Origin of the sequence: Flagellimonas baculiformis, assembly GCF_033441575.1 — a bacterium.
In the GTDB taxonomy this organism is placed as follows: domain Bacteria; phylum Bacteroidota; class Bacteroidia; order Flavobacteriales; family Flavobacteriaceae; genus Flagellimonas; species Flagellimonas baculiformis.
In genome coordinates, this window is the sequence record NZ_JAUZVW010000005.1 from 70,381 (window position 1) to 89,334 (window position 18,954).

At 46.2% G+C, this 18,954-nt stretch carries 19 protein-coding genes; 15 read left to right on the plus strand and 4 right to left on the minus strand.

What is annotated here, in order from left to right:
* Nucleotides 1–34 precede the first annotated feature (34 nt).
* Nucleotides 35–421, plus strand: coding sequence for a DUF1573 domain-containing protein (locus tag SD450_RS08915; protein ID WP_404828236.1), 387 nt, complete (start codon nucleotides 35–37; stop codon nucleotides 419–421).
* A 60-nt stretch (nucleotides 422–481) separates the two neighbouring features.
* On the opposite strand, the gene SD450_RS08920 is transcribed toward SD450_RS08915, so the two are convergent.
* Nucleotides 482–1,822 carry an aspartyl protease family protein gene (locus tag SD450_RS08920; protein ID WP_318344221.1) on the minus strand — a complete coding sequence of 447 codons (1,341 nt, stop codon included), beginning with the start codon at nucleotides 1,820–1,822 and terminating at the stop codon, nucleotides 482–484.
* Nucleotides 1,823–1,969: 147 nt separating this feature from the next.
* Here SD450_RS08920 and SD450_RS08925 point away from each other — a divergent pair, with 147 nt between their 5' ends.
* From SD450_RS08925 to SD450_RS08965, 9 genes are all read left to right on the plus strand, one after another.
* Nucleotides 1,970–3,163 (plus strand): pyridoxal phosphate-dependent aminotransferase, encoded by a 1,194-nt coding sequence (locus SD450_RS08925; protein ID WP_318344222.1) that lies wholly within the window; start codon nucleotides 1,970–1,972, stop codon nucleotides 3,161–3,163.
* Nucleotides 3,160–4,176 (plus strand): UDP-N-acetylmuramate dehydrogenase, encoded by a 1,017-nt coding sequence (gene murB, locus SD450_RS08930; protein ID WP_318344223.1) that lies wholly within the window; start codon nucleotides 3,160–3,162, stop codon nucleotides 4,174–4,176. The genes SD450_RS08925 and murB overlap by 4 nt, the downstream gene beginning before the upstream one ends.
* 199 nt (nucleotides 4,177–4,375) lie before the next feature.
* Nucleotides 4,376–4,942 (plus strand): RNA polymerase sigma factor, encoded by a 567-nt coding sequence (locus SD450_RS08935; protein ID WP_318344224.1) that lies wholly within the window; start codon nucleotides 4,376–4,378, stop codon nucleotides 4,940–4,942.
* Complete coding sequence (locus SD450_RS08940) at nucleotides 4,939–5,697, plus strand: anti-sigma factor (protein ID WP_318344225.1); 759 nt, start codon at nucleotides 4,939–4,941, stop codon at nucleotides 5,695–5,697. Before SD450_RS08935 ends, SD450_RS08940 begins: the two co-directional genes overlap by 4 nt.
* A 57-nt stretch (nucleotides 5,698–5,754) precedes the next feature.
* Entirely contained in the window at nucleotides 5,755–5,964 is a 210-nt protein-coding gene (locus SD450_RS08945) for a membrane or secreted protein (RefSeq protein ID WP_318344226.1), read from the plus strand.
* A 37-nt stretch (nucleotides 5,965–6,001) separates the two neighbouring features.
* The gene (locus tag SD450_RS08950) at nucleotides 6,002–6,562 is read left to right on the plus strand and encodes an RNA polymerase sigma factor (protein WP_318344227.1); all 561 of its coding nucleotides are present in this window, start codon (nucleotides 6,002–6,004) and stop codon (nucleotides 6,560–6,562) included.
* Nucleotides 6,563–6,624: 62 nt separating this feature from the next.
* Nucleotides 6,625–7,500 carry a lipoyl synthase gene (gene lipA, locus SD450_RS08955; protein ID WP_318344228.1) on the plus strand — a complete coding sequence of 292 codons (876 nt, stop codon included), beginning with the start codon at nucleotides 6,625–6,627 and terminating at the stop codon, nucleotides 7,498–7,500.
* Between the two features lie 24 nt (nucleotides 7,501–7,524).
* Nucleotides 7,525–8,535, plus strand: a complete 1,011-nt coding sequence (gap, locus tag SD450_RS08960) for a type I glyceraldehyde-3-phosphate dehydrogenase (protein ID WP_318344229.1) — start codon at nucleotides 7,525–7,527, stop codon at nucleotides 8,533–8,535.
* 23 nt (nucleotides 8,536–8,558) lie between these two features.
* Nucleotides 8,559–10,763: a tetratricopeptide repeat-containing hybrid sensor histidine kinase/response regulator gene (locus tag SD450_RS08965; RefSeq protein ID WP_318344317.1), complete on the plus strand. Its 2,205-nt coding sequence runs from the start codon at nucleotides 8,559–8,561 to the stop codon at nucleotides 10,761–10,763.
* Here the strand turns inward: SD450_RS08965 and lpxK are convergent.
* The gene (lpxK, locus tag SD450_RS08970) at nucleotides 10,760–11,758 is read right to left on the minus strand and encodes a tetraacyldisaccharide 4'-kinase (RefSeq protein WP_318344230.1); all 999 of its coding nucleotides are present in this window, start codon (nucleotides 11,756–11,758) and stop codon (nucleotides 10,760–10,762) included. The two genes, SD450_RS08965 and lpxK, sit on opposite strands and share 4 nt — an antisense overlap.
* 47 nt (nucleotides 11,759–11,805) lie before the next feature.
* On the opposite strand from lpxK, the gene SD450_RS08975 reads away from it, so the two are divergent.
* Both SD450_RS08975 and SD450_RS08980 read left to right on the plus strand, forming a co-directional pair.
* Nucleotides 11,806–12,900 carry a Nif3-like dinuclear metal center hexameric protein gene (locus SD450_RS08975; protein ID WP_318344231.1) on the plus strand — a complete coding sequence of 365 codons (1,095 nt, stop codon included), beginning with the start codon at nucleotides 11,806–11,808 and terminating at the stop codon, nucleotides 12,898–12,900.
* A 5-nt stretch (nucleotides 12,901–12,905) separates the two neighbouring features.
* Nucleotides 12,906–13,685: a zinc ribbon domain-containing protein gene (locus SD450_RS08980; protein WP_318344232.1), complete on the plus strand. Its 780-nt coding sequence runs from the start codon at nucleotides 12,906–12,908 to the stop codon at nucleotides 13,683–13,685.
* 65 nt (nucleotides 13,686–13,750) lie between these two features.
* Here SD450_RS08980 and SD450_RS08985 read toward each other — a convergent pair whose 3' ends face one another.
* Entirely contained in the window at nucleotides 13,751–15,100 is a 1,350-nt protein-coding gene (locus SD450_RS08985; protein WP_318344233.1) for an FAD-dependent oxidoreductase, read from the minus strand.
* A gap of 137 nt (nucleotides 15,101–15,237) precedes the next feature.
* Between SD450_RS08985 and SD450_RS08990 the strand changes: the two genes are divergently transcribed.
* Genes SD450_RS08990 through SD450_RS09000 form a run of 3 tightly spaced genes read left to right on the plus strand, consistent with a single transcriptional unit; the run spans nucleotide 15,238 to nucleotide 18,206 of the window.
* A complete protein-coding gene (locus SD450_RS08990; RefSeq protein WP_318344234.1) occupies nucleotides 15,238–15,372 on the plus strand; it encodes a DUF2256 domain-containing protein in 135 nt (44 codons plus the stop codon).
* A 3-nt stretch (nucleotides 15,373–15,375) separates the two neighbouring features.
* A complete protein-coding gene (locus SD450_RS08995; RefSeq protein WP_318344235.1) occupies nucleotides 15,376–16,680 on the plus strand; it encodes a DASH family cryptochrome in 1,305 nt (434 codons plus the stop codon).
* Nucleotides 16,677–18,206 carry a cryptochrome/photolyase family protein gene (locus SD450_RS09000; RefSeq protein WP_318344236.1) on the plus strand — a complete coding sequence of 510 codons (1,530 nt, stop codon included), beginning with the start codon at nucleotides 16,677–16,679 and terminating at the stop codon, nucleotides 18,204–18,206. Before SD450_RS08995 ends, SD450_RS09000 begins: the two co-directional genes overlap by 4 nt.
* A 144-nt stretch (nucleotides 18,207–18,350) precedes the next feature.
* Here SD450_RS09000 and SD450_RS09005 read toward each other — a convergent pair whose 3' ends face one another.
* On the minus strand, nucleotides 18,351–18,899 hold the full coding sequence (locus SD450_RS09005; RefSeq protein WP_318344237.1) for a ClpP family protease: 549 nt from the start codon (nucleotides 18,897–18,899) through the stop codon (nucleotides 18,351–18,353).
* Nucleotides 18,900–18,954: the final 55 nt, after the last annotated feature.

The window sequence follows — 18,954 nt, forward strand, 5'->3', positions numbered from 1 at the left end:
ACATCTACATTTGGAATTCACCCAAAAACCAAAAATGATGAAAAAAACTGTACTGATGCTGTTTGTAGGGCTCCTATCTTTAGGGATATATGCCCAGGAAACTGCCAAGATTGAATTTAAGAGCGAGACCATTGATTACGGTGAAATCGAAAAGGGCAGCGACGGTGTCCGGGTATTTGAATTTACCAACACTGGAAATGCACCCTTGGTGATCAGCAGCGTAAAATCAAGTTGTGGCTGCACCATTCCCAAAAAGCCGGAAGAACCCATCATGCCTGGAAAAACTGGGAAGATTGAGGTAAAATATGATACCAACCGGGTAGGACCCATCAGAAAGGCCATTACGGTGACCTCGAATGCGGACACTCCTACCAAGGTTCTAAAAATAAAAGGGAACGTTAACGGCCCAGGAGCTAAGTAAGTAAAAAGAAAATTATGACCCTATCCCCGAAGAGCGATCGTTTTTCGGGGATTTTTTATTTCAATCATCATCAAAGACCTTTTTAAGCACAAAAGAGAACAAAAGATCTTTGTTGTACCTCTCGATGAGCACCTTTACCCGTTTTCCCTCCTTCTCGTTCATCATTTTGAGGATTTCCTGTAGTTTATACCGATGAATACTTTTCCCATTGACGGCCAGAATCACATCCCCTTCACGCAATCCTGCCTCTGCGGCTGGACTTCCGGCCCTTATACCGGACACGATGATCTCAGGCACCAAACTGAGCCTGGTCTTGTTCTCCAATAAGATCTGGACATTGCCAAAGGAGGAGTCGTCATCTTTTACAATCCCGTCAGGCCCTGCAATACTTTCGGCTATATACCGTAGTCCGTTGTGCTGGAGTTCCACCCCGGCCAGATTGTAATGGAAAGGTTCTTTAAAATTACCGTTCTTCTTCAGGGTAACCAATCCGGGGGTATAGTCGAAGATGATGTTGAACCGTTTCAGGATCTCCCCTCCCACACTGCCATTTCGATCACCGAGATTTTCCAAGGCCGCAAAGGATTCCCAGTAAGGAAAGGCCACTTTGGCCTCTTTGAGTTCGAACCCTCCAATTTTGACCCCATTGATTTTGCTACGCTTTCCAAAAATATCACCGCTGAGTCCCCTTCCCAGATGGTCTTCATAGTTTTTTTCGGGGACATCGAGTCCTTTTTCGGGTTCCCGGAACAGCCATAGGGCATCACTACTGCCTGTATCCACGAGCAATTTGACGGGAATATTGGCCGTATCCTTCATTAGGACCGTTCCTTTCACGTAGGCCTTGTTCCTTTCAATGGACAATGGAAGGGTCTGCGTATTTCTTTTTTCCTTGTGTTTGTACAGTTCAGGGTTATGGAGTTTTATGGTTTGTGAGCCATAATTTACTTCAATGATAAAATCCTTGAAAAGATCGTAGCCCATGATGCCATGGACCGGAATGCCCAATGAGGTGGAAAAATTGATTCCCCTGTCCAATACGACATAAAGGTCCTGGGAGAAATTCCTAGCATCCCCCAACCGGAAGATATTGGATCTTGAACTGAGTGCCTTCATGGGTTCCCCAGTACCAAGACCTCTTATGGTCACTTCGGACACATTGTTGATAGGTATGGAATCGGATTGGGAAAGGTTGAACAGGATGGGTTTGCTGACCCCAGAATCCAAGATGAAGGTGAGTTCTGCGCCATTGATTTCGACAGGGATAATGATAAGGTTATTGATCAGTTCAAACTTGATTTTTTCGAACTTCTGTCCTTTGGGCAAGAAATAGCCCTGTGCCAAAACGAGCAAGGGCACCATCACAAGAAAGACAAAAAAAGCAAGTTTTTTCCTTAACATTCTTACTTATAGTCAATTGAACTAATTAAATATACAAAATAAGACGGTTCGTTCACCTTAAATTAACATTTTGGTCAACAGATAAATAAACCTGCAATGTGTTGTTTTCAAGTGTGGGTTTTCCCATTTTTGCCTAAAATTTAGCACATGCCGAGTATCTCTGAAAAAGGAAGGCAAATGCCCGCCTCCCCCATCCGAAAATTGGTCCCCTATGCCGAAGCCGCAAAAAAGAGAGGGACCCACGTCATCCACCTCAATATAGGCCAACCGGACATCAAGACGCCAAAAGTGGCTTTGGATGCCGTCCGAAACCATAAAATCGAAGTTCTGGCCTATAGTATGACCGAAGGTTCGGAAACCTATCGAGAAAAGATCGCGGCCTATTATGCAAAAAAGAACATCCATGTCACCGCTAAGGACATTATCGTGACCACGGGAGGCTCGGAAGCCCTTTCCTTTGCCATGGGAACCATCATGGATGCCGAGGATGAGATCATTATCCCTGAACCCTTTTATGCCAACTACAATGGTTTTGCCACTGCAGCAGGAGTAAAGGTGGTTCCCATTGCCTCTTCCATCGATACCAATTTTGCCCTTCCGCCCATCGCTGAATTCGAAAAACTCATCACCCCACAGACGAAGGCCATCCTGATCTGTAATCCAGGCAACCCAACAGGATACCTATATAGTAAGGAAGAAATAGAACAACTGGCCACTTTGGTGAAGAAACATGATCTTTTCCTTATTGCGGACGAAGTCTATCGCGAGTTCACCTACGAAGGAAGGCAACATTATTCCATTTTGCAGGTCAGTGGCCTTGAAGAACACGCCATAGTGGTGGATTCCGTTTCCAAAAGGTACAGCATGTGCGGGGCACGCATCGGATGTATCGTTTCCAAGAACAGGGAAGTGATCCAAACCGCAATGAAATTTGCCCAAGCCAGATTGTCTCCCCCCACTTTTGCCCAGATAGCCAGTGAGGCCGCGTTGGAGACCCCCCAGGAATATTTTGACGATGTCATCGAAGAATATGTCTCCCGCAGGAATGTGCTCATCTCCGAACTGCAACAATTGGAGGGCGTAAAAGTGGCTGTGCCACAAGGTGCTTTTTACTGTGTCGTGGAACTGCCCGTTGCCGATGCCGATGATTTTGCGCAGTGGTTGTTGGAAAAATTCGAGCTGGATGGCAACACGGTCATGGTCGCACCGGCAGCAGGCTTCTATGCCACTCCCGGATTGGGAAAAAACCAGATCAGGATTGCCTATGTGCTGGAAAAAGACCAACTTGTAAAGGCTGTCCAGATTTTGGGCAAGGCTTTAAAGGAGTACAACGCGAAGTGACCATACAGGAAAACATATCCCTCAAGAACCACAATACCTTTGGTATTGATGTGAAGGCACGCTTTTTTGTGGAAATAACCGGACTGGCCCAGCTACAAAAGGTACTGGAGCTGACGGCATATCCCAAAAGGTTTATCATCAGTGGCGGGAGCAATATGCTGCTCACCAAGGACATTGATGCCCTTGTAATGCACATCAACCTGAAAGGCATCTCCATCGCCGAGGAAAATGGAGAGACCGTCGAAATCAAGGTCATGGCCGGCGAAAATTGGCACAAGCTGGTCATGTGGAGCTTGGACAAAGGGTATGGCGGACTGGAAAACCTATCCCTTATCCCTGGTAATGTGGGGACTGCACCTATACAGAACATTGGCGCCTATGGCGTAGAGCTGAAAGATGTCTTTGTAAGCTGCACTGCAATGGATGTGGAGACTGGGGAACTCGTCGCTTTCGATAAGGAGGATTGTGAATTTGGGTACAGGGATTCCATTTTCAAGAACGACGCCAAGGACAAATATATCATCACTTCGGTAAATCTCAGATTGACCAAAAAGGACCATGTGCTGCACACAGGGTACGGCGCCATTGAGGAAGAACTGAAAAACAATGGCATTGTTTATCCTACCATCAGGGATATTTCCAATACGGTGATCGCCATTCGACAAAGTAAATTGCCCGACCCGAAGGAACTGGGCAACAGCGGTAGTTTTTTCAAAAACCCCGTGATCTCGAAAAAAAAGTTCGACAAGTTCATCAAATCGCATCCCAAAACCCCTTTTTATGAGCTGGAAGATGACGAGTTCAAAATACCGGCAGGGTGGCTCATCGAACAATGTGGGTTCAAGGGAAAACGTTTCGGGGATGCCGGGGTACACGAAAAACAGGCCCTGGTGCTGGTGAATTATGGAAATGCCACGGGAAAAGAGATCTTGGAACTGGCCGAAAGCATACAGAAGGAAGTAAAGAAAAAATTTGGGATAGACATCCAACCCGAAGTGAACATCATAAAATAACCCCCGCATTGAAACCAATAACGGGGGTTATACCAAACCAAACTAACCAAAATTATATATATCGTAGAGGGTTTCACCCCTTTTTCTTACTCAATCCAACGCTGACAAGTAATGCTTTTTCTACCTTAGCGTTGTAGTATGTACGATATAAATCCTATTTTAGATTTTTGTCCCAAAAAAAATTACCAAAGCATCGTAAATGAGCACATTGATCGAGAAACATATTGTTTCACTTTTGGCCGAAAAGGACGACAGGGCCATCTCCCTACTGTATGAACATTATGGGGACACGCTTTTTGGGGTGGCACACAAAGTGGTCAAGGACGATGAACTTGCCCAAGATGTGCTCCAGGAAAGTTTCATCAAAATATGGAAAAAAGCAGACTCCTACGATGCCTCCAAAGCCAAGCTTTTTACATGGTTGTTCCGCATTACCAGGAACACGGCCATCGACAAACTGCGAAGTGTGAACAATAAAGCCAGCAAGGAAGTCCAAATCGACGTTTCGGACGTATATAATCTTGGAGTGAGTGGCATTAGCCCCGAACATCTGGATGTCCAGGAAAACATGGACAAAATAGAACCTAAGTACAGAATTGTTTTGGAGGCCCTATTTTTTGAGGGAATGACGCAACAAGAGGCAAGTGAGGAATTGGATATCCCTTTGGGCACCATCAAATCCAGACTGAAAATTGGACTTAGGGAACTTGGAAAGATATACGGTACAACAATGGTCTTGCTCCTGGTCTTAAATCTATTGTTATGAAAGAGAAAGTTAAAATATTTTTGGAATCCGACTCACTGGAAAAATACCTCTTGGGGCACACCTCAAAAGAAGAGTCCCAACAAGTGGAAAGATACATCGCCATGTACCCAGAGGTACGCGAGACGTATGATGAGCTTCAGAAAAACTTGGAAACCTTTGCAAGGATGTATGCCAAGAAAACTCCCGAGGGCCTTAAGGAAATCATTCTGAGCAGCGCCCGAAAGGAAAGAATGGTCAGCAGAAGGTTCTACAGGTATGCCATCGCTGCCAGTGTGGCCCTCATGGTCTTTGCAGGTTCATCACTGTTCTTTTGGAACCAGAACAAAAACCTTCAGGAAGAAAACGCATTGGTCACCAACAAAATCAAATATTTGGAGGACGACATGAAGAACCAACTGGAAGACATGAGGAACCAGTTTATCGTTCTCAACAACCCTGATACCAAGAAGTATCAGGTCAATGGTAAGAAAGAAGGCAAGGAACTCAAGGCCATCGCCTATATCAACCCGGTTAAAAAACTTTCCTATATCAATGTGAGCAATGTTCCCGAATTGCCCGAGAACAAATGCTTCCAAATGTGGGCCGAGGTGAACGGGGAATTGGTGAACTTGGGCGTGATCAAGCAGTTCAACGAAAAGGACAAGCTTCTCCCTCTTCCCTATGCCGACAAGGCCATAGGTTACATCACCATTGAACCCGAAGGCGGGAACACTTCCCCCACCGTGGAGAACATCGTGGCCAACATCACATATTGATGACCCAATCCCCCACTTTTAGTCAGGTATTTTGTACCTTTGCATAAAAGTTGGATTATGAAGTTAGCACTATTGACCATTGGTCTTCTGGCCCTCGCATTCGCTGGGATAGCCATTAAGATCTGGGGCAAAAAGGACGGAAAGTTCGCAGGCACCTGTGCCAGCCAGAGCCCTTTTCTGAACAAAGATGGCGAGGCATGTGGATTTTGCGGAAAAATGCCCGACGAACAGGAATGCAAAAAAGACTCTGTACCCGGATTGCAATAATCCCCTCAATATAGTATTTTAGGCAAAAGCCACATTTTTGGAAAAAACCGACGATTCCATCAGAGACATTATCAAAAAGGCAAAAGAAGGAAACCAAATTGCCTTTAGCACACTCTTGGATACGTTTTGGAACGATGTGTACGGATTTCAATTGCTCCGCACCAAAAATGAAAACGATGCAGAGGACATCACCATCCGCACCTTTTCCCGAGCTTTTGACAAAATAGACACTTACGATGATGCCTTCGAGTTCAAGACCTGGCTCATAGCCATCTCCAAGAATCTCCATGTGGACCTCATCCGAAAGCGAAAAAGAAGCCTTTTGGACGAAATGGAATCCCAAGGGGATGCCGTAAAAAAAGTGCTGGACGAAACCCCCACCGTGGAGGACCGCCTGATCACGGAACAGAACCTTGCCGATTTGCTCCTGGACATCAAAAAACTGAAACCCCATTACCAACAGGTCATCAACCTTCGCTATTTCAACGAGTTGAGCTATGCAGCCATTGCCAAGGAACTCAACGAACCTGTCAACAATGTCAAGGTGAAATTGCTACGCGCCAAAAAACTCCTGGCCGAGATCATCAAAAAAAAGTGAGCCGTTCCAACAACTGCATTTTCCTTCCCAGTTTCGTATCTTTGTAAACCAAATTTCTTTGTATGAGCACAAGTGTTGCGGAAAACGTACAGCCACCCAAAGGAAAGCCCAAATGGCTGAGGGTAAAGCTCCCCACGGGGAAAAAATATACCCAGCTCAGGGGCCTAGTGGATAAGTACAACCTCCACACCATCTGCACCTCCGGAAGTTGCCCCAATATGGGCGAATGCTGGGGAGAGGGCACGGCCACCTTTATGATCTTGGGGAACATCTGTACCCGTTCCTGTGGTTTCTGCGGGGTGAAGACCGGAAGACCGGAAAGTGTGGATTGGGCAGAACCCGAAAAAGTGGCACGGTCCATCAAGATCATGAACATCAAACATGCGGTGCTTACCTCTGTGGACAGGGACGACCTCAAAGATATGGGCTCCATCATCTGGGCAGAGACCGTGAAAGCGGTCCGAAGGATGAACCCCGAAACCACACTGGAAACATTGATTCCTGATTTTCAAGGAATTGAATCCCATCTGGACCGAATGCTCGAAGTGGCCCCTGAGGTGATTTCACACAATATGGAAACCGTGAAGCGACTTACCCGTGAAGTACGCATACAGGCCAAATACGAAAGAAGCCTCGAGGTATTGAACTATTTGAAAAAGAACGGTGCCAACCGTACCAAATCGGGCATTATGCTTGGGCTGGGCGAAGAAGAACACGAGGTCATCACCACCATGGAAGACCTGAGAAAAGCGGATGTGGACGTGGTCACCATTGGCCAATACCTACAGCCCTCCAAAAAACACCTGCCCGTAAAGCAGTTCATCCTGCCCGAACAGTTCAAGAAATATGAGGAAATTGGACTGGAAATGGGCTTCAGGCATGTGGAGAGCGGGGCTCTGGTCCGTTCGTCCTACAAAGCGCACAAGCACATTCACTAGCCCTTAACCTCCCCCCATCCCATCATGAAAATCATTAGAATAGGCATCAACGGCTTTGGGCGTATCGGCAGGACCCTTTTTAGGCTCTTGGAAAAACATCCGAACATCCAAGTGGTGGCCATCAACGATTTGGCAGACGCCGTGACCTTGGCCCATTTGCTGAAATATGACAGCATACATGGCACTTTTGATGCAGATGTCCGTTCAGAGGACAGTTCGATTATCGTAAATGGGCGCACAATTCAGGTATTGAACCAAAACCATCCCAAAGAAATAGTCTGGAAAAGCCATGAAGTGGACCTTGTGGTGGAAGCGACCGGAAAATTCAAGAAAAGGGAACAATTACTGCATCATTTGACCAATGGGGCCAGAAAAGTGATTCTTTCCGTGCCGCCAGAGGACGAATCCATCAAAATGGTCGTTTTGGGTGTGAATGAGAAAATAATAGGGGCCGACGACCACATCATCTCCAATGCCTCCTGCACCACCAACAATGCCGCACCCATGATCAAGGTTATCAACGAGCTTTGTGGGGTGGAACAGGCCTATATCACCACGGTGCATTCCTTTACCTCGGACCAAAACCTGCACGATGCGCCGCATCGTGACCTCAGAAGGGCCAGGGCGGCCTCGCAATCCATCATTCCAACGACCACGGGAGCGGCAAAGGCAATCACAGGTATTTTCCCTGAACTCTCCAATGTCATCGGCGGTTGTGGCATACGGGTACCGGTGCCCAATGGTTCCCTTACCGACATCACTTTCAATGTAAAAAGGGAAACATCCATTGCCGAAATAAATGCTACCTTTAAGGAATATGCCGAAAATGAGTTAAAAAACATACTCCATTACACGGAAGACCCCATTGTTTCCATCGACATAAACAATAGTTATCATTCTTGTACGTTTGATTCTTTGATGACCTCTGTGATCGGCAAAATGGTGAAGATCATCGGATGGTATGACAATGAAACTGGATATTGCTCCAGAATTATCGATTTAATAGCTTTGCTTATAAAGAAAGACTACGTTTGACCTCAGGCTTGCTACACAAAGGGATGGGCGTGAAAACGCTGCTTATCTTGTGCATTTGGATATGCACACAAGCTTCTTTTGGCCAAAACGATGCCAGTTCCACCAGTAAGATCCAGTCTATTTTTGACAACTTCATGGACTACAGGCACCAGAACAAGGTGGACAAAGCGCTCCAAACCCTTGATGAGGCCGCAAACATTGCGGAAAGCAACGAAGATGCGAAATTACTGCTCGATGTCTATCACCAATATGCCCGACTCTACCTTGAGGAAGGAGATAGGGAAACCGCCCTTTTTTATTGGGACAGGGCCAACATTCTCCTGCGGGACATTTCCTATTCCTACGGACAGGCCTTCCACCTCTATTTGGATGCTGCCCTCCGTTTTGATGAAGGCAACAATTTCCAGTCGTTGAAATTATTGGAAGAATCCAAAAAACTCAGCAACAACAGGAACCTCGGCAACAACATCCTTCTTTTGGAGGCGTACATCTACACCAACATCACCAATTACGAGAACGCCATCAAAAACCTGAATGCGTTGATCGTTAACTCAGACGACAAGGAACGGGCCTACCTTGCCACCAAGGCCAACCTACAATTGGCCGCGATCAGCATCATCCTCAATGATCTGGAAGAAGGCATCATCCACTCCAAGGCCACCTTGGAACTGGCAGAAAAACATGGCTTTTCCAAAGAGGTGAAGAATGCCTACGAACAATTGTCCAACATTTATGAAAAAATGGGTCGCTATGATGAATCACTCTTCTACACCAAGAAGCTGGAACGCATCAAGGATTCCATTTTCAACATTGAAAAGGCCAAATTGGATATTGCTACCGCCGACAAGATCCGGTTTGAGCACCAAATGACCGAGCTGAACAAACTACAGGCCAAAAATGAGGAACTGAGCGAATCCAAGAACCGATCTGAGATCACCGCCATATTGACTTCGGCATTTTTAACCATCATTTCCCTATTGGCCGTGTCCCTTTTTAGGAACAACCAGATCAAATTGAAGACAAACGATCTTCTGTACACCAAGAACAAGGAACTGGAGCTGGCCCGGGATGCCGCTGTTTCCGCCATGGAGGCCAAAACAAATTTCTTGTCCACTGTGACCCACGAGCTCCGAACACCGCTCTATGCCGTCACCGGGCTCACCCACCTGCTCTTGGAGGAAAATCCTTCGGAACACCAAAAAGAACATTTGAAATCGTTGAAATTCTCCGGGGAATACCTGTTGAACTTCATCAATGATATCCTGCAGATCAACAAGATCGATGCCGACAAGTTGGAGCCTCTGAGCATAGAATTCAAACTGAACAAAGTGCTCACGGATGTCGTGGACTCCCTTCAACAGAATGCCAACGAGAAAAAGACCAAGTTGATCTTGGATTATGACCCCAACATACCAACGCATCTTCTTGGCGACCCCATAAAACTTTCCCAGATATTCATGAACTTGGTGGGCAATGCCCTAAAGTTCACCAAAAATGGAAAAGTGGAGGTCATAGCAAAACTCCTCCGAAAGGAAGAGGACCAAGTGAAACTCTATTTTGAAGTAAGGGACAACGGCATCGGGATTTCCGATGAACAGCAACAGCATATTTTTGACAGTTTTGAACAGGGATCTATCCAGATCAACCGCGAGTATGGGGGAACTGGTCTGGGCCTTACCATCGTAAAGAGTCTTTTGGGCCTATTTGGCAGTACCATCCATTTGGAAAGTGAGTTGGGGCACGGCAGTTCCTTCTTTTTTGAAATGGATCTAAAATGTGACAGCAAGGCCCTGGATGAACTTTCCTTTGAGTTGAATCCGGAAGAATTTGATTTTAGTGGGTTGCATGTTCTGGTCGTGGAGGACAACAAGATCAACCAGGTCATCACCAAAAAGATGCTCAACAAGAAAGAGATCAGCTGCGATATTGCCAACAATGGTAACGAAGCCATCGATTTGGCCAAGAACAATACCTATGATGCCATTTTAATGGATATACACATGCCCGGGATCAGTGGGGAAGAAGCTACAAGACAGATCCGGAAGTTCGATCAGGACATCCCCATCATCGCCCTCACTGCCATTTCATTGGACGATAGTCTCGAAAGTTTTTACCAAGCTGGCTGCAACGATGTGGTGACCAAGCCCTTCAAGCCTGAGGTCTTCTATCAAAAAATTGGGGAAAACATCTTCAAAAAAAGGATGCAAGGCTCCATAGGCGAGATCTAGACCAGTTTTCTTATCATTTTTTCCAGTGTGTCCTTATCGTCGGCATCAAAACTGTGGGTTATCCGCACATAAAAAAGGTTTTTCAATCGGCCTTCCAGTCGCACAAAATCCTTTTCAGTGGTCAAAACCACTTCATGGCTTTTGAACTGTTCGACCTCCTTGTCGGTAAAATGGTGGTGGTCCCCAAATTCAAAATGCTCGAACTGGATGCCCAATGAATCCAAATGATTCACAAGGGGTTCCGGTGATGCTATCCCAGTGACCAGGGCCACCTGTTTTCCCCTTAGCTCCAACAATCCCATCTTTCGTTGTCCACCATCGGTCACTTCGTTATGATATTCCAAAGTAGCAAACAGTATTTGTTGGTCGGGGTTGGCCCTTAACCTCTTCACCACCCGCTCACGATCGGTATGGGAAAGATGGGCCGGACACTTGGTCACAATAATGACATCCGCCCTTCGGGCTTCCTTCTTACTGTCCCTCAAATTTCCAGTGGGCAAGTACCAATCATCCACATATAGCATATTGTACATGGTAAGGAGAATGGAAAATGAGGGTTTTACCCTTCTGTGCTGGAAGGCATCGTCCAAGATGATCACTTCGGGCCTTACGAACTCCTCCAGTTGGGCAATGCCGTTTCGCCTGTCCGCATCCACAGCTACGGCCACGTTCGGGAACTTCTCTTTCAATTGATAGGGTTCGTCCCCAAGCTCCAGGACCCCAGTGTGGGGAGTGGCCAATACAAATCCTTTGGACTGCCGTTTGTATCCCCTGCTCAGCACGGCCACCCGATGGTCTTGCAACATGCGGATCAGATATTCCGTCATGGGCGTCTTTCCCGTCCCCCCAACGCTCAGGTTGCCCACACAAATGGTGGGTGTTCCATAGGAAACAGAGGTAAAGACCCCCACATCATAGAGTGCATTTCTTAGGTGGACCACCAAGGCATAAATCAGTGAAAACGGGAATGCTATTTTACGGAGCAATTGCTGCATTGAACGAAAATATAATATTTTATCTTTAGGCCTTTAAGAATTTTAAAATGACCGTACAGGACATCACAAAAATACTCGAAGAGCTCGCTCCCTTGGCACATGCCGAGGATTTTGACAACGTGGGACTATTGGTAGGCAACCCGAACATGCACGTTGAGGGCGTTTTGGTGACTTTGGACACCCTCGAAAACGTAGTGGACGAAGCCATTGAGAAAAAATACAACATGATCGTGAGCTTCCATCCCATCATCTTCGGAGGGCTAAAAAAACTTACAGGAAGCACCTATGTGGAGCGGGTGGTGATGAAGGCCATTGCCCACAATATTGCCATCTACAGCATGCACACCGCCCTGGACAACAGCATCATGGGCGTGAATGCGAAAATCTGTGACGTATTGAACATCAAGAATCCAAAGATCCTTATCCCCCGAAAAGGTGCCATCAAAAAGCTGACCACCTACGCCCCCTTGAAGGATGCCGAAAAGGTAAAAAATGCACTTTTTGCCGTTGGGGCAGGCGAAATCGGCAAGTACAGCAACTGCAGTTACAGCCTTGAGGGCACAGGAAGTTTCAAAGCGGGGAACAACGCCAACCCGACCGTTGGAAAAATCGGGGAGGTACATTTTGAAAAGGAAACGCAGATCAATGTGATCTATACCTTTGAAAAGGAAAATAAAATACTGGAAGCCCTTTTTGAGGCCCATCCCTATGAAGAAGTGGCACACGAAGTGGTCACTTTGGAAAACACCAACCAGGACATGGGCATGGGCATGGTAGGGACTTTGGGACATGACATGGACGAAAGGGACTTTTTGCTCATGGTCAAAGAGCGGATGGGGGCAGCTGTGGTGAGACACTCCCGTTTATTGGGCAAAAAGGTCAGGAAGGTGGCCGTTTTGGGGGGGAGCGGTGCCTTTGCTATAGCTGCGGCCAAGCGTTCCGGGGCCAATGTTTTCATTACCGCGGACATTAAATACCACCAGTTTTTTGAGGCGGAGGACCAAATCGTCATCGCCGATATTGGGCACTTTGAAACTGAGCAGTTTACAAAAGATTTATTGGTTGATCATCTTACAAAAAAAATTCCTAATTTTGCAGTCGCTTTATCAGAGAGTATTACGAATCCCATCAAGTATCTATAAATTATATGGCGAACAAGAAAGAAAGCACCGTGGAGGAAAAATTGAGAGCTCTGTACGATTTGCAGCTTATCGATTCCAGGGTTGATGAAATACGCAACATTAGGGGCGAACTGCCTTTGGAAGTACAGGATTTGGAAGATGAGGTCCATGGCCTCAAGACCAGATTGGACAAGTTGAAGACCGATCTTGAGACCATCAATTTTGAGATCACTGCCAAGAAAAACCTTATCGATGAGTCCAAGACACTCATCAAAAAATACAACGAACAGCAAAAGAACGTCAGGAACAGCCGTGAGTTCAATTCGTTGACCAAGGAGGTAGAGTTCCAAGAACTGGAAATCCAATTGGCCGAAAAGAACATCAAGGAGTTCAAGGCGCAGATTGAGCAGAAAAAAGAGGTGATTGCGCAGACCAAGGACAAACTGACCGAGCGTGAGGGACACCTAAAGCATAAAAAAGGGGAATTGGACGCTATTTTGGCCGAGACCGAAAAAGAGGAAAAAGCCCTGTTGAAGAAATCCGAAGAATTCGAGGACAAGATCGAGGACAGATTGGTGCAAGCCTACAAAAGAATCCGTCACAATGTGAAAAACGGTCTTGCCGTGGTTGCCGTGGAGCGTGGGGCCTCAGGAGGTTCCTTCTTCACCATCCCACCACAGGTGCAGGTAGAGATCGCTTCCCGCAAGAAGATCATCACCGATGAGCACAGTGGTAGGATTTTGGTAGATCCACTTTTGGCCGAGGAAGAACAGGAAAAAATGCAAGAGCTTTTCGCTAAGTTCTGATTGCATTCCACCAGATAACAAAAAAGCCACCCAAAGGGTGGCTTTTTTGTTGGTTTATATTTGTTTTATTCCTCCCCCAACAGCTCCAATATCCTGTCCTCTACTTCTTGGGAATCCCATTTTTCTTCAATATGGGGCATTCGCATCACTTCTTTCATGATCTTTTCCTGCTGGTCCCCAATGGCCAATGCCTCCGCATACGGTCTTTCAGAAAATGTGACCCTGCTATAGACCGGAATCCACTTTTCGGGATGTTTTGCCGCAAAATGTTTCTCTATCTTTTTTTGTAATAGAAACTTGGGGTCGGCCGTTTTACTGCTCATCTCCACAAAATTTCTGTAACTGAGCTCCGCAATGGCATCTGCGTTCGGCTTGCGCTCTTTTTGATAGGTCGAAAAAATGGTATCCCAATCGTCCCCGTGGGCATCCATCAATTTGTCGAGCATATAAATGTCCTCAAAACCCGCATTCATGCCCTGTCCGTAAAAAGGCACTATGGCATGGGCGGAATCGCCGACCAGTGCCACTTTGTTCCAATAGGTCCATGGATAGCACTTCATGGTGACCATGGCACTGGTGGGGTTGTTGAAAAAATCCTTGGTCAGGTCCTCGATAACCTTTTGCACATTGGGGAAATATTCCTTGAAAAATGCACGGGCATCATCTTCCGTAGCAATGCTCTCGAAAGACACTTTCCCTTCAAAAGGCAAAAAGAGCGTACAGGTGAAACTGCCATCCACATTGGGCATGGCGATGAGCATGAACTGGCCCCTTGGCCATATGTGAAAGGAGTTTTTGTCCAATTTGTGGGTGCCGTCCTCATTGGCCGGAATGGTAAGCTCCTTATAGCCCACATCTATAAAATCTTGAGAATAATCGAACCTGCTCTGTCGTTGCATCTTGTGCCTGACCCTTGAGAATGCTCCATCGCACCCGAACACGAGATCGTATTGATATTCCTTCCACTCCCCTTTTTCGGTTTCGCCGGTGTATAATCGTGCCGTGGGAAGGTCAATGTCCCATACTTTTTCATTGAAGCGGAACTCGGTACCTTCCTCTTCCGCCAAATCGATCATTCGCTTGTTCAGGATACCCCGGGAAATGGACCAAATGGCCTCCCCTTCCTTTCCATATTTTTGAAAATAGACCGGTTTGTCGTTCACGTGCATAGCACGCTTGTCCAAAGGAATGGCTATTTCCTTGATCTTTGCCTCAAGACCTACTTTTTCGAGGGAGCGCCATCCCCTGTTGCTCATGGCCAGGTTGATGGATCGACCGGAAAATTTAATGGTCCTGATGTCGGGCCTTCTGTCAAAAACCGTAACTGTGTGTCCTTTTTTTCGAAGATAAATTGCCAAGAGCGAACCCACCAATCCGGAACCGATGATGGCTATATTTTTGGGAGTCTGTGCCATAAATGCCCAACTGGGCCAATTCTGATTAAGATGCAAAAATAGGGAATTTGGAGATCATATGGTTTCTTGATGGGGCCCAAGGAAAAAGTCGTTAAAATGTTTAATTTTTTTGTATTTTTATTAAACAAAATAATATCGTGCCGCACAAGAAATCTCATCTTCCCCAAAAAATCTGCCCCGTCTGCAAAAGACCTTTTGCCTGGAGAAAGAAATGGGAACTCAATTGGGAATCGGTGAAATATTGCAGTGAGCGATGCCGAAGAAACACATGATCCATGACAAACAACCTTATTTGGTTTGGCAATAACCTGAGGGTACGGGACAATCAGGTGCTCAAGCATGCCATGAATGGCCAAAAATTGATGGCTGTCTATTTTTTCGATCCCAGGCATTACGAAATTGGAGCATTCGGTTTTAGAAAAACAGGCCCGTTTCGCGCCCAATTTCTTTTGGAAACGGTGGAGCAGTTGAAGAGAAACCTAGAGAACATCAACATATCATTGCTCACCTTTTTTTGCAGGCCGGAGGACAAAATTCCTGAATTGGTGGAAAAGTACCATATCGACACTATTTTCATACAGGCAGAATGGACGTTTGAAGAGGCACAGACCATCACCGCTGTTAAAAACAAGGTCGATAAAGCGATTTCGTTCATCGAAATTTTTGATCAATTCCTGTACCATCCCGATGACGTTCCTTTTTCTGACTTTGAACATATTCCAGCAATCTTTACCGATTTTCGGAAAAAATGTGAAAGACTCGCCAAGGTGCGCCCAGTTTCGGCAAGACCTGCCAGCATGCCCCCCGGCAATCGTATGGAAACCAACACCTCTATCCCAACTTTGGCCGATTTGGGAGTCCCGAGTTTCAAAAAAGATAGGCGTTCGGCCTTTCCTTTCAGCGGTGGCGAAGAATCTGCCTTGGCGCGTTTGGACCACTATTTCTGGGAGACCAAAAAACTCTCCTCATACAAAAAAACACGCAACGGTCTCATTGGTACCGATTACAGCTCCAAATTGTCCGCATGGCTCGCAAATGGCAGTATATCTGCACGTACCATTTATTGGGAAGTGCAACATTATGAAAAAGAGGTGGAAAAGAACGCAAGTACCTATTGGCTTGTTTTTGAACTCCTCTGGCGGGACTATTTTAAATATATATCCTTGAAACATGGAAACCGGATTTTCAAACTTGGCGGTATCCGGGAAGTTGCATATGAATGGGGAAATGATGAAAAAACAAAGGACAGTTGGATCAATGGCAGAACAAGCGATGATTTTGTCAATGCCCATATGCTGGAATTGAAACACACTGGATGGATGAGCAACAGGGGCAGACAAAATGTGGCCAGTTATTGGGCCAAACATGTACAACAAGATTGGAGAATAGGCGCCTCCTATTTTGAGTCCCTGCTGATAGACTATGATGTGCACAACAATTGGGGCAATTGGATGTACAACAGCGGCGTGGGCAACGACCCCAGGGACCGGACCTTCAATACCGAACGACAGGCCACCTTGTACGATCCAGACCGTAGCTTTCGCAAGCTGTGGTTGCAACCCTCACTATTTGAAGAATGAAAACACTACGATTGCTATTGGGTGACCAACTGAACAGTGAACACAGTTGGTTCAAAAAAGTTGATAAGGATGTGGTATATCTCATGGCAGAGATGCGGCAAGAGACGGATTATGTGAAACACCATATCCAAAAGGTGGTCGGTTTCTTTTTGGCCATGCGCTCCTTTGCAGAAACCCTGAAGGACAGTGGACATACCGTAGCGTATCTCAAAATTGGCGACACGGACAATCCACAGGATCTGGGTGTCCTGATAGACCGTTACGTTTCGGAGAACGCAATCAAAAAATTGGAGTACCAACTACCGGATGAATACCGCTTGGACAAACAGTTGAAAGAAATAGGTGATTCCCTTTCCATACCTACAGCGACCTACGCTACCGAGCATTTTTATACTACACGGGGCGAACTGGGTGATTTCTTCGGAAAGAAACAGTTGCTCATGGAAGGCTTCTACCGTATGATGCGGAAGAAACACGACATTATGATGGTGAATGGACAACCTGAGGGCGGCCAATGGAACTTTGACCAGCACAACCGAAAAAAGTGGACCGGTCATCCAAAGATTCCCAGTGAGATGACTTTTTCAAGAAATGTCGGGGCCTTGGTCGCGGAATTGGAAAAGGCCGGGGTAAAAACGTTCGGGAACATTGATCCTGAAAGTTTTAATTGGCCGGTCACCCGAAAGGAAAGCCTTCAACTGCTGGATTATTTTTGCACCCATCTTCTGGAGAATTTTGGGGATTATCAGGATGCGATGCACACAGCCGAGAAATTCCTGTTCCACTCCCGGCTTTCGTTCGCCATGAACAGTAAAATGTTGTCCCCAAAAGAAGTGGTGGACACCGTTCTGGAACATTATCGGGCCCATCAAAAAGACATACACATTTCCCAAGTGGAGGGGTTTATCAGACAGATCATAGGCTGGCGGGAATACATGCGAGGGGTTTATTGGAAAGAGATGCCCAACTATGCCCAATACAACAAACTGGACAACCATAATCCCCTACCCGATTTTTTTTGGACAGGGAACACCAAGATGAACTGCCTCAAGAATGCCATCACCCAAAGTCTGGACCACGCCTATGCCCATCATATTCAACGGTTGATGATCCTTGGGAATTATGCCCTGTTGACCCAAACCCATCCCGATGCGGTGGACCAATGGTACCTTGGCGTTTACATTGATGCCATCGAATGGGTGGAAATCACCAACACACGGGGCATGAGCCAATTTGCAGATGGTGGGCTATTGGCCACAAAACCTTATGTGAGCAGTGCCAATTATATCCATAAAATGAGCAATTATTGCACGGACTGTTTTTACAAGCACAGTGCCCGGTCCGGTGAAAAGGCCTGCCCGTTCAATGCGCTATATTGGAATTTCCTAAAGGAAAAACGCCCTCTCCTTGAAAACAATCCAAGAATGTCGATGATGTTCAGCTTGTTGGACAAAAAAACCAAAAATGAAATGGAACAGTTGCAGGCACGTGCCATTGAGGTCATGACAGATCCGGACAGGTTTTAAATTTATTTTAACAGTCCCTCAAAATCCTTTGGTGCCCATTGGGTCGTAAATACTACAAATATCCCGCTTCGGCGTCCATATATATGAAAAAAGTCCTTCTCAAAAATTTGCGAAGGACTTTTTCCCTTTTAGGGTATAGGGTCTTTATTTCAAGATTCCATCCACGATGCCATACTCCACGGATTCTTCGGCGCCCATCCAGTAATCACGGTCAAAATCCTTCATGACCTTTTCGAATGTCTGTCCACAGTTTTCCGCCAAGATACGGGCCCCCAATTCCTTGGTCTTTACAATTTCCTTGGCCTGTATCTCTATATTGGAAGCTTGCCCCCTTGCACCGCCACTGGGCTGGTGGATCATTACGCGCGCATGGGGCTGGATGAACCTTCTCCCCTTTTCGCCCACGGACAAAAGAATGGACCCCATGGAGGCCGCCAGTCCACTACACACGGTGGAAACCGGGCTTTTGATCTGCTTGATGGTGTCATAAATGGCAAAGCCCGAGGTCACATAACCTCCTGGGCTGTTGATGATCAACTGGATCTCCTTATGATTCTGAAGATCCAAATAGAGCAAACGGTCTATGACGTGCTTGGCAGAATCATCGTCCACTTGGCCCCATAAAAATATCTTGCGCTCATCGAGCAACTTCTCTTGGATCAATTCCTGAACCTTTCCTTTTTTTGAACTCATTTTTTTATTGTTGTGAAGTCCAAAAATAATCAAATTCCAAGGAAATCATGCCACT